The sequence below is a fragment of the Eubacterium sp. AF19-12LB genome, from assembly GCF_003479125.1.
Lineage (GTDB): Bacteria > Bacillota > Clostridia > Lachnospirales > Lachnospiraceae > Eubacterium_U > Eubacterium_U album.
Map to the genome: position 1 here is coordinate 1 of NZ_QUGP01000013.1, position 15,575 is coordinate 15,575.

General features: G+C 31.0%; 22 protein-coding genes. 20 read left to right on the plus strand and 2 right to left on the minus strand.

What is annotated here, in order from left to right:
* Positions 1–96 precede the first annotated feature (96 nt).
* The 17 genes from DWX29_RS11145 (at position 97) to DWX29_RS11210 (ending at position 10,822) form a co-directional block, all read left to right on the plus strand.
* Positions 97–546 carry a DUF3592 domain-containing protein gene (locus DWX29_RS11145; protein WP_158574540.1) on the plus strand — a complete coding sequence of 150 codons (450 nt, stop codon included), beginning with the start codon at positions 97–99 and terminating at the stop codon, positions 544–546.
* Between the two features lie 300 nt (positions 547–846).
* Entirely contained in the window at positions 847–1,275 is a 429-nt protein-coding gene (gene rplM / locus DWX29_RS11150; protein WP_118565868.1) for a 50S ribosomal protein L13, read from the plus strand.
* 23 nt (positions 1,276–1,298) lie between these two features.
* Positions 1,299–1,694 (plus strand): 30S ribosomal protein S9, encoded by a 396-nt coding sequence (gene rpsI / locus DWX29_RS11155; protein ID WP_022088247.1) that lies wholly within the window; start codon positions 1,299–1,301, stop codon positions 1,692–1,694.
* Positions 1,695–1,838: 144 nt separating this feature from the next.
* On the plus strand, positions 1,839–2,012 hold the full coding sequence (locus DWX29_RS12710) for a hypothetical protein (RefSeq protein ID WP_158574541.1): 174 nt from the start codon (positions 1,839–1,841) through the stop codon (positions 2,010–2,012).
* An 83-nt stretch (positions 2,013–2,095) separates the two neighbouring features.
* Positions 2,096–2,248 carry a hypothetical protein gene (locus tag DWX29_RS12980; protein WP_243053262.1) on the plus strand — a complete coding sequence of 51 codons (153 nt, stop codon included), beginning with the start codon at positions 2,096–2,098 and terminating at the stop codon, positions 2,246–2,248.
* A gap of 30 nt (positions 2,249–2,278) precedes the next feature.
* Positions 2,279–3,538 carry an AAA family ATPase gene (locus tag DWX29_RS11160; protein WP_243053263.1) on the plus strand — a complete coding sequence of 420 codons (1,260 nt, stop codon included), beginning with the start codon at positions 2,279–2,281 and terminating at the stop codon, positions 3,536–3,538.
* A gap of 817 nt (positions 3,539–4,355) precedes the next feature.
* A complete protein-coding gene (locus tag DWX29_RS11165) occupies positions 4,356–4,979 on the plus strand; it encodes a phage minor capsid protein (protein ID WP_243053264.1) in 624 nt (207 codons plus the stop codon).
* Between the two features lie 12 nt (positions 4,980–4,991).
* Complete coding sequence (locus tag DWX29_RS11170) at positions 4,992–5,477, plus strand: hypothetical protein (protein ID WP_118565869.1); 486 nt, start codon at positions 4,992–4,994, stop codon at positions 5,475–5,477.
* Positions 5,446–5,685, plus strand: coding sequence for a hypothetical protein (locus tag DWX29_RS11175; protein WP_118565870.1), 240 nt, complete (start codon positions 5,446–5,448; stop codon positions 5,683–5,685). The genes DWX29_RS11170 and DWX29_RS11175 overlap by 32 nt, the downstream gene beginning before the upstream one ends.
* 226 nt (positions 5,686–5,911) lie before the next feature.
* The gene (locus DWX29_RS12715) at positions 5,912–6,049 is read left to right on the plus strand and encodes a hypothetical protein (RefSeq protein ID WP_158574542.1); all 138 of its coding nucleotides are present in this window, start codon (positions 5,912–5,914) and stop codon (positions 6,047–6,049) included.
* A gap of 522 nt (positions 6,050–6,571) precedes the next feature.
* The gene (locus DWX29_RS11180; protein WP_117910399.1) at positions 6,572–6,811 is read left to right on the plus strand and encodes a hypothetical protein; all 240 of its coding nucleotides are present in this window, start codon (positions 6,572–6,574) and stop codon (positions 6,809–6,811) included.
* A gap of 300 nt (positions 6,812–7,111) precedes the next feature.
* Positions 7,112–7,630 (plus strand): sigma-70 family RNA polymerase sigma factor, encoded by a 519-nt coding sequence (locus DWX29_RS11185; protein ID WP_117910398.1) that lies wholly within the window; start codon positions 7,112–7,114, stop codon positions 7,628–7,630.
* Entirely contained in the window at positions 7,627–8,178 is a 552-nt protein-coding gene (locus DWX29_RS11190; RefSeq protein ID WP_118565871.1) for a hypothetical protein, read from the plus strand. The genes DWX29_RS11185 and DWX29_RS11190 overlap by 4 nt, the downstream gene beginning before the upstream one ends.
* A complete protein-coding gene (locus DWX29_RS11195) occupies positions 8,159–8,776 on the plus strand; it encodes a hypothetical protein (protein ID WP_118565872.1) in 618 nt (205 codons plus the stop codon). Before DWX29_RS11190 ends, DWX29_RS11195 begins: the two co-directional genes overlap by 20 nt.
* A 13-nt stretch (positions 8,777–8,789) precedes the next feature.
* Complete coding sequence (locus DWX29_RS11200; protein ID WP_022088241.1) at positions 8,790–9,089, plus strand: hypothetical protein; 300 nt, start codon at positions 8,790–8,792, stop codon at positions 9,087–9,089.
* A gap of 340 nt (positions 9,090–9,429) precedes the next feature.
* Entirely contained in the window at positions 9,430–10,419 is a 990-nt protein-coding gene (locus tag DWX29_RS11205; protein ID WP_118565873.1) for a 2-hydroxyacid dehydrogenase, read from the plus strand.
* Between the two features lie 154 nt (positions 10,420–10,573).
* Positions 10,574–10,822: a glycoside hydrolase family 30 beta sandwich domain-containing protein gene (locus DWX29_RS11210; protein ID WP_022088068.1), complete on the plus strand. Its 249-nt coding sequence runs from the start codon at positions 10,574–10,576 to the stop codon at positions 10,820–10,822.
* A gap of 85 nt (positions 10,823–10,907) precedes the next feature.
* Here the strand turns inward: DWX29_RS11210 and trxA are convergent, their stop codons facing one another.
* Both trxA and DWX29_RS11220 read right to left on the minus strand, forming a co-directional pair.
* Positions 10,908–11,213 carry a thioredoxin gene (trxA, locus tag DWX29_RS11215; protein WP_118565874.1) on the minus strand — a complete coding sequence of 102 codons (306 nt, stop codon included), beginning with the start codon at positions 11,211–11,213 and terminating at the stop codon, positions 10,908–10,910.
* A 166-nt stretch (positions 11,214–11,379) separates the two neighbouring features.
* Positions 11,380–12,903, minus strand: coding sequence for a 4Fe-4S dicluster domain-containing protein (locus DWX29_RS11220; protein ID WP_022088070.1), 1,524 nt, complete (start codon positions 12,901–12,903; stop codon positions 11,380–11,382).
* 379 nt (positions 12,904–13,282) lie between these two features.
* Between DWX29_RS11220 and DWX29_RS11225 the strand changes: the two genes are divergently transcribed.
* The 3 genes from DWX29_RS11225 (at position 13,283) to DWX29_RS11235 (ending at position 15,574) form a co-directional block, all read left to right on the plus strand.
* Positions 13,283–14,647 (plus strand): MATE family efflux transporter, encoded by a 1,365-nt coding sequence (locus tag DWX29_RS11225; protein ID WP_117910392.1) that lies wholly within the window; start codon positions 13,283–13,285, stop codon positions 14,645–14,647.
* A 1-nt stretch (position 14,648) separates the two neighbouring features.
* Positions 14,649–14,957 carry a GIY-YIG nuclease family protein gene (locus tag DWX29_RS11230; protein ID WP_022088072.1) on the plus strand — a complete coding sequence of 103 codons (309 nt, stop codon included), beginning with the start codon at positions 14,649–14,651 and terminating at the stop codon, positions 14,955–14,957.
* Positions 14,958–15,103: 146 nt separating this feature from the next.
* Complete coding sequence (locus DWX29_RS11235) at positions 15,104–15,574, plus strand: MarR family transcriptional regulator (RefSeq protein WP_118565875.1); 471 nt, start codon at positions 15,104–15,106, stop codon at positions 15,572–15,574.
* Position 15,575 lies beyond the last annotated feature (1 nt).

Consider the following 15,575-nt stretch of genomic DNA (forward strand, 5'->3'; position numbering starts at 1 on the left):
TACCGGTTCGATTCCGGTCGCCGGCATAGACAAGCAACTTAGGTTGCTTGTTTTTTTATATAGAAAATTAAAGTAAAGAAATGTATGGGTGGTTATATGAATAATAAATGGTTAAGTATAATTCTCTTTTCCGGGATATTTAGTTTAATAGGTTTTATATTTTTTCTAATAGGGCTATTAATGTTTAGGCACATAAATAAAAAAGAAAAAAGATGTATTTTAAAAACATATGGTATTGTAAAGGACGTTGTTAAACATAAAAGTTATAATAGTGATAGTGTTAAAGGTTCAGGTTATTATCCTGTATTTGAATATCATGTAGGTGATGTTACAATTACAAAAGAATCAGCTTATGGTAGTGGTAAACCAAGATATAAAAAAGGGCAGAACGTGGAAATATATTATAATCCACAAAAATGTAGTGAATATTATATAAAAGATGATAAGTTACCCCATATTTTAGCAAAAGTGTTTACCATAGTCGGAGCATTTTTAATAGGTATTGCTTTAGTATCTGCAGTTTTAATATTTATACTTTACAAGTAAATTATTTAATGTGCCATAGAAAGATGATATAAAACATAAGGTTATATGAATTAAATTAAGATATTAAAAATTAGGTTGGCACGCAGATAAATTAGTAAAAATGATTCATAGAGTACGCAGATAAATAGCAGATAAATACATAGATAAATTAAAAAATGTGTTGACAGTAAAATATTGTTACGCTATACTATTTTAGTATGGCGTGTAATGCGTAGGTTTAATGCTCAGCCATTAGCCCCGGTGAAGCATTTAACATATATTTATTTAATAAGAATGAAGAATATTTCAGGAGGTAAACCAATGAAAACATATATGGCAAGTCCATCAACAATTGAAAGAAAATGGTATGTAGTTGATGCTACAGGATATACATTAGGTCGTTTATCATCAGAAATCGCTAAAGTATTAAGAGGTAAGAACAAACCACAGTTCACACCACACATTGATACTGGTGATTATGTAATAGTTATAAATGCAGAAAAGATTGCAGTAACAGGTAAGAAATTAGAACAGAAGATGTACTACCATCATTCAGATTATCTAGGAGGAATGAAGGAAGTTATTCTTAAGGAAAAATTAGAAAAGAAACCTGAAACAGTTATTGAACTCGCAGTTAAAGGCATGCTTCCAAAGGGACCTTTAGGAAGAGAAATGTACAAAAAACTTTATGTTTACGCTGGAAATGAGCATCCACATGCAGCTCAGAAGCCAGAAGTATTAACATTTTAGTGACTGAAAGGAGGAAATAAACAATGGCAGTAGAAAAGTATTATGGAACAGGTAGAAGAAAGAGCAGTGTTGCTAGAGTATATTTAATGCCTGGTAAAGGAAATATCACAATCAACAAGAGAAGTATCGATGAATACTTCGGTTTAGATACATTAAAAGTTATCGTACGTCAGCCATTAAACGCTATTGATGCTTTAGATAAGTTTGACGTAATCGTAAGTGTACACGGTGGTGGATACACAGGACAGGCTGGTGCCATCAGACACGGTATCTCAAGAGCTTTATTAGAAGTTGATTCAGATGCTTACAGACCAATTCTTAAGAAAGCTGGATTCTTAACAAGAGATCCAAGAATGAAAGAAAGAAAGAAACCAGGTCTCAAAGCAGCTCGTAGAGCACCACAGTTCTCAAAGAGATAGTCAATTTTACAATCAAGAACGCCTCAGGGCGTTTCAGAAAAGTATATTACACCTCAGGACTTTGTCCTGGGGTGTTTTTTATGATAACTGTGGTATTATATAAAATATAATGTTAAAAGAGATTATTTGATAGTAGTGATTTAAATGAAAGATTATGCAATGCTTACTAATTATGGAAAGTATACAATTTTTGAATTTAATAACCAAAGAATTTGTTTTATCACTTCTGACAAATTGGAAAGATATACGAAAGTAGTTGAGTGGGATAACGGATATCTGGTTGTGATGGCAAAGTACAGAGTATACCGGTATATATAACGATTAGAAAGAACTTTACCTGTGCATAATAAGAAAATGAAGAAATAGACTAAAATCTAATAGTTAAGAAAACGAAGGGGGATATGGGTAAAAAATGCGAGAAAATTAATGGGGATTTGACCATAATTTTGGTTTACATGAATGGGGATTTGCGTTATACTTGTGGTGGAAAGGTGGATTTATGCATGGATAAACCAGTTTTTAAAAGAAAAATATACGATGAAATATATGAGTAGAAAGAGAACAGAAGCGATAAATACGCACTCTTGATAAAGGGGGCAAGACGAGTCGGTAAATCAACTATTGCAGAGGAATTTGCAAAAAAAGAGTTTAAATCATATATTCTCATTGACTTTGCTCATACAAGTAAGGCAATTATTGATCTATTTGATGACACGTATGATCTGGATTTTTTCTTTTTGCAATTGCAGCAGTTAATGGGAATCAGGTTATATGAGAAAGAGTCGGTAATTATTTTTGATGAAGTTCAGTTATTTCCAAAGGCTAGGCAGGCAATTAAATATCTCGTTGCGGATGGAAGATATAAGTATATTGAAACAGGCTCTTTATTATCAATAAAAAAGAATACAAAGGATATTTTGATTCCAAGCGAAGAACATAAAATATCTATGTTTCCTATGGATTTTGAGGAGTTCTTATGGGCAATAGGAGATGAGGTATCAGCGGAAACAATAAGGCATCTTATAAAGAACAAAAAGCCTGCTGGGAATGCAATGCATAGAAATCTGATGCGGATATTCAGATTGTATATGCTTGTTGGTGGAATGCCACAGGCCATAGAAACGTATATAGAGAAAAATAATTTGCAATTGGTTGATGAAACTAAAAGAGAAATTGTAGACTTATATGAAGAAGATTTTGTAAAGATAGATGGAACCGGTCTTGCTGGAGATATTTATGATGCCATACCTGCTAATCTTAGTGGTAATGCATCAAGATATATTCTGTCAAGTGCAAGAGAGGGGGTTCGCTCTGAGAAGGTAAGAGAGCTGATTCCTGATATGCTCAGTTCGTACACTGTAAATATTGCATATCATGCTAATAATCCTGATGTGGGAATGGCATTGGAAAAGGATGCAGGACGATATAAATTGTTTAATTCTGATGTCGGTCTATTTATAACTTTGGCATTTAAGGATAAAAAATATACGGAGAATATTATTTATAATAAGTTACTTTCGGATAAACTGGATGTAAATTTAGGATATGTCTATGAAAATGTTGTGGCACAGATGTTAATAGCAAAAGGTAATAATTTATTTTATTACACGATGGAAAGTAAAACTTCAAATCATTTGTATGAGATTGATTTTTTAACTTCGGTTAAAGATAAGATATGTCCATTAGAGGTGAAATCCGGCAATTATAGAACACATAAATCACTTGATGTATTTTGCAACAAGTTTAGTAATCGTATATGCAACAAATATGTTGTCCATACAAAGGATTACAAATGGGAAAACGGAATTTATTATATCCCGGTGTATATGGTACCGTTTTTATAAAGAGTTTTATTTTTTGTAGAAACGTATTAATTTCTATTTGTCTTACTGAAACAATACAGAAAAAAGTATATACTCATCAAGTAGCAAATGGTTAAAGCCGTAGAGTAATAAGCAGTTCTGGAAATGTGTGTGTAGTGTTACGCATACAACAGATATATAACACTATCAGACACAAACTCCCAATTTACGGGCTTTTCGTGCTCTCAAAGAGATAATCAATTTTACAATCAAGAATGCCTCAAGGCGTTTCAGAAAAGTATATTACACCTCAGGACTTTTGTTCTGGGGTGTTTTTTATGGCTCGTTGTAAAGCTTTTTGGGTGATAAAAAAATTATAATTCTAATAAATAAAGAACGATTTTTATTCAATAGTGACATAATATTATAGCTTATTTATAGCATCAAGCATTTGTTCAATAACAATGTTAGTATATACCTATTCAGGAATATTTTCCTGCGTGTCCCAAAATCTTCTGTATAATACATTCAGTTGCTTCTACTCTAGTTTGAAGTAAAACATATGTGCGCCTAGTATCGTGTGGCTTATGTGTCATGGAAAGATTAGTGGTTAATGATTTTCAGTATGCATCATAATACTTTATGTACAGAAAGTGATTACCTTATGGAGTATTGAGAAGATATTAGTAATTATTTTTACTATGTCAATATTCAATGCATGACATTTGAAAATGAACTTATATATTCAATGATGCGTAACTTGCCATATCACAGAGCAGAAGAAACGAAGAATGGATTAAATTGGACTTTATGGTAGGCAGAACAACTTAAGGCATTACTTAATGAGATAAATGTCGGTATGCGACGTGCTGAAACAGCAATGCTTAGAATGGCAAATGACCAATACAGAAAAGTCATATTCAATTCGCAGGTTTATTATAACTCTGGAGCAGGTACATATGAAAAAGCAGTGGATATGGCTACAAAGGACTTTTTAAGCCGTGGCATTAATTGTATACAGTATAAAAATGGTGCCAGAGTAAATATTGCTTCGTATGCCGGAATGGCTTTAAGAACAGCGAATACCAGAGCATATTGTCAGGGCGAAGGCGCTAAACGTCAGGAATGGGGCATAACAACAGTTATAGTAAATAAACGTGGGTTACCTTGTCCTAAGTGTGGAAGATGGACCGGAAAGATACTCATAGATGATGTATGGAGTGGCGGCAAGGCAAGTGATGGCCCATATCCGTTAATGTCTCAGGCAATGGCAGGCGGTTTGTATCATCCAAACTGCAAGGATGGACATAGTACGTATTTCCCGGGTATCTCTGAAAAGCCTGAAAAGGTAACCAAAAAGGAAATGAAGCAGGCGGTTGTTGCAGAACAGCAGGAAAACAGAAGAAATTTAATTCAGAGAAATATTGATAAGTTTGATAGGCTATCTAATTATTCGTTGGATGAAGAAAATCAAAAAATATAGATTGATTATAGATTGAAATTCAACAAGTGGGACAATGTAGTTGTAGAAACAGAAGGAAATGATATAATAAGGTCAGTAGCAGTGAGTGGCGCCAGAAAACCAGATGGAAAAGTGACCAGAGAACATGCAAAAAAATATTATGATTTGGTTAGAAGTATGTCAGCTGATGTTTCTAAAATTGCGAATACAATTGGTTATTCAGAGGAGCAAATTCAAGAAATTAAGAATTTTATGTTTATGGATAAACATGATTTAGGTGGAACAGATTTAGAATATTTTGAACCAGATTATATGACGGAAGAATCATGGAAGCGATTGATACAAGGAAATCCGCAAAGTCATGATTTGACATTAATTAAATATGAAATTATGGAAAAAGAACTTATGAAGGAAGGGTATTCTCAAAGAGAGGCGCGTAATATAACTTCTAAAACATATAATTATAGTGATGAGGCTAGTAAATTTTATGATAAAATTAAGGAATATAAAAAAGAATAATAATGTGCTAGAGTGTGATATTTTTCCCGAAGATTGCAAAGAGAAAGGACACTTAATTATTGAAATTAACTCGGAGAAGGTAGTAACATGTGAATTACCTGAAGGATATGAATGGTGCACGAATCATATTGCTCATGCAAAATATAAACTTTTGGAAATGGCAAAAGATGGTTTTATTCCTAAAGAAAAATTAATAATGTGGTATTAAGTACTATATGATTGTTAGGAGAATGAAGCAAGAAATTTAGTAGATAGAAAATTGATGAATTAAATTATTTAGATAATATAAACAATGTTAAGTTGAAAGAAAAATTAAGTCAATATGCTTATGATGGATATATTAGAGGTAATTATTCAGAGGTAATAGCAGAGAGTTTTTCTTCAAACGAGTCAATATATAATGAAATTAGGTTGTTTTTTGAGGGTATATAACAATGATGAGATATAGAACAGAAAGAGAAGAAGAATTGTTTAAGAAAATGGAAAATGAAAATTTAACTCCAGAGGAAAAAGAGGTTATAAAAAAGGAGTTAAATGAAATTGATGAGAGAGAAAGAGGTATTTTTGCATAGATGCCACCCAGTCGAAAGATTAGGTGGTATTTTTTATAATTAAATTTAATTTAGATCATAATTATGGGGTTACCTCACATCTACAAGCAAGTAGGTGCTTTTTATATGCCCAAAACGTGATGGCTTAAAATTCTCGGAATATGCTGACGAGCTAAAATGGAAAGGATAAAGAAGATGAAGAAAACAACATTAATACCAATGAACATTCAGTTTTTTACAGAAAATGCAGTCCCAATATGTAATGGATTTAATAGTATTTAATATCAGATAGCATTGTAGAGAAAGAGATGTATTGCAGAATGTATATAAATTAAGTTAGTTGGAAATATCAGATGTAGCAACAAGGTTCAAGGCTAGGACAATAAAAGCAGGAAATTTATTTAGTGGAATTCAGTATGAGATAGGGAAAATACTGGAGAAATTGTTGCAAAATGGTAACTCCTTAGATTTGAAATAAATATAAAAAAGAGTTAAAATTGCTGCCAGCGTATTATTTCAAAATAGGATAAAGGAGATGTTAACGTGTTAAACAAATTAAATGAAATAATAAAGAGTGAGAATTATTTTACAAGAATTACAATTTACATATTAGGATTATTTATTATGACATTGGGAATTTCAATGTCTGTCAAATCGGATTTAGGTGTGTCACCGGTCAGTTCAATTCCGTATACAATTACATGTATAACAGGTTTGGAAATGGGGAAGGCTACAATTCTTTTTCATATTGGATTGGTTGTAATGCAGGCGTCAATTAATTGAACGATAATATTAATAACTTACAATTTAATATTTTTAATAGTATAAAGTTATTTATAAAAAGATGTCTGAGAACAAGGAAGTATATCATCATTACTAAGCAATCAGTTAAAATGGTATATATCAAATACCAGACATTTTTTGTTTGCAGATTTTAATATTTGTAAAATAATTTAACCCATTCAACTCAAAATAAAATTTCAACTAAAGTTTATTTAAATAAAAATAAAAAAATTGAATACTTTTGTTTTGCTAAATCGTTATATATTATAGAGGGGTAAATAAGGAAAGGAGTGCTAAATTTTGGAAGAGATATATCAAAATAGTTATTTTGAAGATTTATTAACTAAATATGAGAAATTGGTTTTTTCAATATGCTATCGAATGACGAATAATTATTTTGATGCTCAGGATTTAACACAGGAAACTTTTATTTCTGTTTACAAAGTTATGGAATCCTTTGATGAGAAAAATGAAAAAGCATACATTACAAGGGTAGCTACAAATAAGTGTCTGGACCATTTGAAAAGAGCTGAGAGAAGAACAATGCCAAGTGAGGATGAAGAACTTGAAAGAGGAAGCCCACCGGTTGATTCAGCAGAGAAGCAAGTTATGGAAATAGTTGTTATGGAACAATTAGAAAAATGCTGTAATAGACTTAAAGAACCATACAAAACCGTTGCCTATGAATATTTTTATAAAGGGAAAACGGCTAAGGAAATAGCAGAACATATAAATGCTAATGTACATACGGTGCAAACTCAGATAAGGAGAGTAAGAAAGGTTCTTAGAACACAATGGGATAAGGAGGAACTGCGATGAATCATTTAAAAGATGAAGAAATAATTTCATATTATAATCACAAATTAGAACAAAATGAAGAAATCAATTTGTTAAATCACGTGTCACAGTGCTTGGTATGTGCAGAAAAATTTGCAAATCTTTTTCCTGTTGAGGAGTTAATTTCACCAACTGATAATTTAAAATATGAAATAAAAGAAAAAATAAATGATGAAAAAAATCAGAAAATTATAAAAACAAACGGTGAAATACATAAGACAAAAGCAAATATTATTCCGTTAAACAAATATAAAAATAGGAAAACAGAACTTATTTTGTATAGCTCAAAGGTTGTTGCTGCTGCAGGGATTGCTGTACTTATGGTGTTTAATATGGATTCAATTAAGCCAAATTTAGTCGGAACTAAAATAGAAACAATGAAACAGTTAAATAACAAATTTTCGATATCGAGAATGTTACAGCAGTCTACGGAAAAGATAGGAGCCGGAATGAAAAATATATCCGGAGGAATAGCCGAAAATTTAGAATTTGATAAAGGAGTGTATAAAGATGAAAAAGCAAAGAAGTAAATTTTGGAATTTTTGCCTGGCATGTATACCTGGTGCAGGGCAGATGTATTTAGGATTTTTTAAACAGGGAATTAGTTTAATGTCCATATTTATGGGATGCTGTGCTATTATTTCTTTGATTGGAGTTGATGCAATTGCATTTGCACTTCCTGTTATATGGTTTTATGCTTTTTTTGATGCATTAAATAAAAATTCATTGTCAGCGGATGAGTTTTCAAAATTAGAGGATGATTGGTTAATAATCAAGAACACGGATGAACTTAAATTTAATGTTAAAAAAGTAAGAATTATAGCAGCAGTGATATTAATACTTATAGGAATAAATTCCTTGTATAATGGTGCGATTAGTTTTTGCTATCAGTTAGGAATAGATTTAGATAATACTGTATTTGGATTAATTAGATATGCGTTACCTAAATTAGTATTTTCAGTGTTAATAATTGGAGCTGGAATTTATTTAATTAAAGGAAAAAGAAAATCAATATACGAAGAAAATGTAAGTATAGATAATACAAAGTTAGATGGCGATTCAGAAATTATTGAAGATAATTTTATTGAAAATGAAAAAGAAGCAAATGATGAAATATTAAGCGATTAAGGGGGAATAAGAAATGAAGGAAAGAAGAGTAGGTACATTTACATTTGGAATAAGCCTGATACTTTTTGGTGTGTTATTTTTAATTAAAACAATATTTAAAAGTTTTAATTATGCATTTATTTTTCATATGTGGCCAATTATGCTGATTATGTTAGGAGGAGAAATTATATATTATACTTTAAGATTTAATGACAAACATTTCAAGTATGATATTGGTGGAATGTTTATGATATGTTTTCTTATCCTATTTGCGATGGGGATGGCAGGTGTGGAATTTTTGATGGACAATTATCCTCAATATATTCAGTTGTAATGTGTAATATTATTTGAGGCTAATAGGTTAAATATAAAGAAGTGTTTTAGTATAAGATATTTTAAATGTATTGTAAAAGGTAAATAAAAGTAAATTTTAAATATAACCGGTCGGGGATGCAAACGACCGGCTATATTTAGTTATTTTGCTAATAAGCAAATAATTAATTTTCAGATTAATTTACAAATTAATTGTCAGGTTTAATAGCTGGTAAAGTTTAAGTAAGTCTTTTGTTGTAGCATAAGTAATTTGGATGCTTGTCTTTTTAGTGTTGTATATTATGAAAAAAAATGAAAATACTAGATAATAAAATCAATTAAGAAGGAGACATGAGATAATTATGAGAATATTATTTTATGATACAAAAAAATATGATAGGGATTCATTTGAAAAAGTTACGGAAAAATATCCAGAAATAGAAATTGAATATACAGATACAGATATAAATTCAAAAACTGCAAATTTAGCAAAAGGGTACAAGGCAATCTGTGCATTTGTAAGTTCGGATGTAGGAAAAGAAACAATAGATTGTCTAAGTAAAAACGGCGTTGAACTTGTTTTATTAAGATGTGCGGGATTTAATAATGTAGATTTAGAAGAAGCAAAAAAGAAAAATATAACAGTTATGAGAGTCCCGGGATATTCACCTGAAGCAGTTGCGGAACATGCAATGGCTTTGGCTTTAGCTTCGAGCAGAAGAATTCATAAAAGTTATATAAAGGTTAGAGAAAATAATTTTAGTCTTACAGGACTTACAGGAACAAATTTGCATGGAAAGATAGCAGGAATAATAGGAACAGGAAAAATAGGAGCAACGATGTGCAGAATATGCAGAGGATTTGGAATGGAAGTTATTGCATATGATTTGTATAAAAATCCCGAATTAGATTTTGTAGAATATGTGGAATTAGATAAGTTATTAAATGACAGCGACTTAATTTCATTGCACTGTCCACTTACAGAAGAGTCTTATCATATGATAAATAAAAGTAGTATAGCAAAAATGAAGGATGGAGTTATTCTTGTAAACACATCAAGAGGAGCCTTAATTAAAACAGAAGATTTAATACATGGAATTAGAGACAAAAAGTTTTTCAGTGTAGGATTAGATGTATATGAAGAAGAAACAAATAATGTATTTGAAAACAGAGAAGATGATATTTTAGAAACTTCTATTACTGCAAGACTATTATCTTTTCCAAATGTTATAGTTACCTCGCATCAGGGATTTTTGACTAATGAAGCTTTAGAATCGATAAGTATTACTACATTTGAAAATGCAATGTCATATTTGAATGGCAATTTAATAGAAAATAATGTAGTTATGTAATTAATGTTATTTTTCTTTTTATCCAATATCGCATAATTTAATAGAAACGATATATTTATGTAAGTGACGTGGATTAGATGAACAGGGTGGTCCAAATCATGTCGGAAATTATTGTGATGCACCGTATTTATACGATACAAAAGATGACAAATTAATGGAAAGAAATACTCTTTCATATATTAATCATTTTAGTCATTACATAAAACCGGGAGCTAAAAGAGTAGCGTTTAGCAGATATTCAGACGATGTAGATGTTACATCATTTGAAAACCCTAATGGAGACATTGTAGTAGTCGTGTTAAATAAAACAAATGAAAGCAGACCTGCCGGTATTAGAGTTAATGACACGGTAGCACAATTAAATATGCCACCAATGTCAATTATGACAGGAGTAATTAATTAGAATATCCAATAAAGACCCTCGATAGTTAGAAAAAATCTAACAATTGAGGGTCAAATTAATTTTGTATTTTAGAAAATTTGTGTAATTAAGCCAGCAATGACAATAATTCTGCTTTTGAAACCAGACCAATGCTTTTATTTGTTATTTCACCATTTTTAAATACTATTACTGTTGGAATAGAAGCTATTTTGTATTTAACTCCTAAGCCGGGTTGCTCGTCAACATTTACCTTTCCAACAACTATATCATTTCGTTCTTCAGCAATCTGTTTAATTACAGGTGAGAGCGTCTTACATGGACCACACCAGTCAGCCCAAAAATCTACAAGTACAGTTTTGTCACTGTTTAATACTAATTCATCAAAGTTTTCAGTTGTAATTTCTAATTCCATATTAAAGCCTCCTTTATCTAAAGTTTGCATAATGATGATAGAAAGATAATTAGATGTGTTATCTGTTTTAGCCTTTCATCATATAATGATTATACACATTTTTGTTAAAATTATTAGTATATAAAATAAAAATTGTATTAAGATAATATATAAAATAACATGATAATTATTTATCAGCATCTTCTTCAGTAATTAATTTCAAATAATCAACATAATATGTTTCAGAAGAATTTTTTAATTGTGAGTTAGCCATTTCCTGCTTTAATTTTATTTCAGCTCTTTTAGCATCACTTAAAACTCCGGCACCGCCTACACAACCACCGGGACATGCCATTCCTTCTAATAAATATCCATTGTATTTTCCTGCTTTTGCTAAAGTAAGCATTTTTTTACACTCTGCAAGTCCTTGTGCACTGACAACATTGACTTCTTTATCAGGATCAATTTTCTTAATAACATTTTTTACAGCATTAGCAACACCGCCACTAGCAGCAAATCCTTTACCATCAGCAGAAGATGTCTGGAGTTCCTCTTCAACTTCTAATTCAGAAAATTCAATTGATTTAGCATCAAATATTCCCATAAGTTCTTCAAATGTAAGAACAAAATCAACATCACTTCTAACGCTTCGTCTGCTTGCTTCAAGTTTTTTAGCAGCACATGGCCCTATAAAAACAACCTTACAATCCGGATGGTCTTTTTTAATCATACGACCTGTTAAAACCATTGGTGTAAGTGCCATTGAAATACAATTTGCATATTCAGGGAAAGTCTTTTTCGCCATTACAGACCATGCCGGACAACAACTTGTTCCCATAAAAGGAATCTTTTCAGGTACTTCTTCAAGGAAATCTTCAGCTTCCTGAATTGCACATAAGTCTGCACCAACAGCAACTTCAATCATATCTTCAAATCCAACAGCTTTTAAAGCAGCGCGTACCTGTGCAGATGTAACAGCACCTCCAAACTGATTTACAAATGATGGGGCTATTGCTGCATATATTGGCGTGTCACTCTTAAGTGCAAGAACAGTCTGGAATATCTGGCTTTTATCGACAATTGCACTAAATGGGCAACTTACAAGACACATTCCACAAGATACACATTGTTCATAATCAATATCTGCACGTCCATATTCATCTGATTTGATAGCGTTCATTCCACATGCTTTTGCACAAGGACGTTCCTGTTTGATAATGGCATTATAAGGACATGCTGAAACACATTTACCACATTTAATACATTTATCCTGATCAATAATAGAACGACCGTTTTCCATATGAATAGCTTTTTTAGGACATACTTCAATACAAGGATGTTCTAAACAACCCTGACATCCGTTAGTTATTAAAATTCGTTTTTCAGGACATGCATGGCATGCAAATTTAATTATATTAATAAGTGGTGGATCATAGTATTTTTCATCAATAGCACTTTTATCAATACCTTCCGAAAGAGGAGCATGTTCAGATACTTTTCTTATAGGGAGTCCGATAGTAGCACGCAATCTTTCTCCTATAATTGCTCTCTCAAGAAAAATATTGTCATAGTAGTTACCGATTTCACCTGGCATAATCTTATATGGTAGTTCTTCCATACGTGAAAAATCTCCACCTTCATATGCCATTCGGGCAACTTCCGTAAATACTTTATGCCTAATCTCAGTTTTATTTGAGTATATACCTCTCATATTTTTATCCTTTCATAGTAATTTAATAAAATAATTCTAATTAAATCTGACAAACTCTACAGTTAAAAACTTTATCATTCATGCAATGATGTCTGATTTAAATTTGCTATGTATGTTGAACTTTAGTAAACAATAGCAATACATACTAAAATTATAACATAGTGTAATTATTTAAAACAAGTTAAATATAGGTAGAAAACGATTCCTTAATTCATTAAAAACATATATAAATTGAACAAATAATATTAATAAGTTGGTAAGGCATAGAAATATATATAATTTTATGGTGGAAAAGTTATTTGTATATGTGATAAAATTGTACGAATAGTTTTAAGACAAAAGAAAAAAATATAAGTAAATATAAAAGAGAGATAAAGAAATGGAAGAAAATAGTGAAATCAGAAATCCGTTAGGGATTGAACCGATAAGTAAGTTGTTGCGTAAATTTGCAATACCAAGCATAGTAGCTATGCTTGTCAGTTCTTTTTATAATATAGTGGATCAGTTTTTTATAGGAAGAACTGTTGGAACATTAGGAAATGCAGCTACGAATGTAGCATTTCCTGTAAGTACAATATGTGTAGCATTAGGTTTACTATTTGGAATTGGTGGTGCGGCAGCATTTAATATTGAAATGGGAAAAGGAAATAAAGAAAAAGCCCCCTTTTATATAGGTAATGTTGTTACAGGAATAATGATACTTGGAACTATAATAGCTATAGGAATATTATTGTTTTTAACACCTTTATTAAAATTTTTTGGATCACCTGACAATGTTTTAGGATATGCTAAAGATTACGTTGGTGTTACGGCAATTGGAATACCATTTCTTATAATGGGACTTGGGGGAGGACATATTATAAGGGCGGACGGAAGCCCTGATTTTTCTATGACATGCAATCTTGTAGGTGCAATAATTAATATAATTCTTGATTATTTGTTTGTTATGGTATTTGATTGGCAAATGAAAGGGGCAGCGTTAGCAACAATTATTGGACAATTTGTTTCGTTTGTCTTAGTGATAAATTATTTAAGGCACTATAAGACAGTAAAGTTAAAGAAAGAACATTTTATTCCTTCTTTAAAATGTATTGGTAGAATTGCATCATTAGGGGTTACACCATTTTCAAATCAGATAGCAATAATGATTGTTCAAATTACATTAAATAAATCTTTGACATACTATGGGGCGTTATCAAATTATGGGGATTCAATTCCGTTAGCGTGTGCAGGCATAATAATGAAAGTTAATCAAATTTATTTTGCTGTGATAATTGGACTATCGCAGGGAATACAGCCAATTGCAAGTTTTAATATAGGCGCAAAAAATTATAGCAGAGTGAAAGAAACATATAAACTAGCTGTTATAAGTGGTACAATAGTATCAGTGATAGCCTTTATAATGTTTCAGGTTTTCCCAAGAAATATCATTAGTATATTTGGAAATGGTACAAAAGAATATTATCAGTTTGCAACAAATTATTTTAGAATATTTTTGTTTATGACATTTGCAAATGCGATACAGCCAATAACTTCAACTTTTAGTACGGCAATTGGAAAACCAATGAAGGGAACTTTTCTTGCACTTACAAGACAGATTATTTTTCTGCTACCTTTAATAGTAGTTTTACCGATGATATTTGGAATAGATGGCATTATGTATGCGGCACCTATAGCAGATGGTGGGGCAGCAGTTATATCAATAATTGTTATACGAGGAATATTTAGAAAAATGGGAGAATAAAATGTACTATATTTATATGTTAAGATGTAAAGACGATTCGATTTACACAGGGATAACTACGGATTTAGATAGAAGAATGAAAGAACATTTTGGAGCAGGAGAAAAAAGTGCAAAATATACAAGAAGTCATGTGGCTTTAAAACTTGAAGCTGCTTGGCAGACAGAAAATAAAGCACTTGCATCTAAATTAGAATATTGGATTAAACAACTAAGCAAAGCACAAAAAGAGATTCTTATAAAAGATGATACGAGAATGGATTCTATTATGGGTGATAGGATTGATGTAAAAAAATATAGTAAGAAATGTTAACAATTAGTTAAATTTTAAATTAAGTTGTTGACAGATTAAAAAATAAGAGTAAAATAATAAACGCTGTTTACAGTTAACGTTGTTAAATATAAACAGTGTTTATTTTTTTGCTAAAGTCTAATTAAGCTTGGAGGTGACAGGATGAAATGAGCGAGTACAATAAGGAACTTGTAGAAAAGGTCATAAAAGGAATGATGAAATTCAGAAAGTTTCATCATCCAAAATTATCTGATGATATTTCAAGAATGGAAGGCAGTATAATATTTTGGCTTGTTAAATCAGAAAAAATGGAAAATAAATCAGTCAATGTATCAGAACTTGCAGAAGGATTGCATGTGTCAATGCAGTCTATTTCAAGAACACTAAAAAGTTTGGAAAATAAAGGATATATAGTAAGAGAAGTAGATTCTGATAATAGAAGGAATACATTAATAAAATTGTCAAAAAAAGGCAATGAACTTGTAGAAAAGAAAAAAAAGGATGTGGAAGGATATTTTGAAAGAGTATTTTCACATTTTACTGAAGAAGAATTACAGCAATATTTGAATTTTCAGGAAAAATTTTATGCAGCTATACTTGAAGAAGGCAAGACATTAAAAAATGAAAAGGAGAATTAAG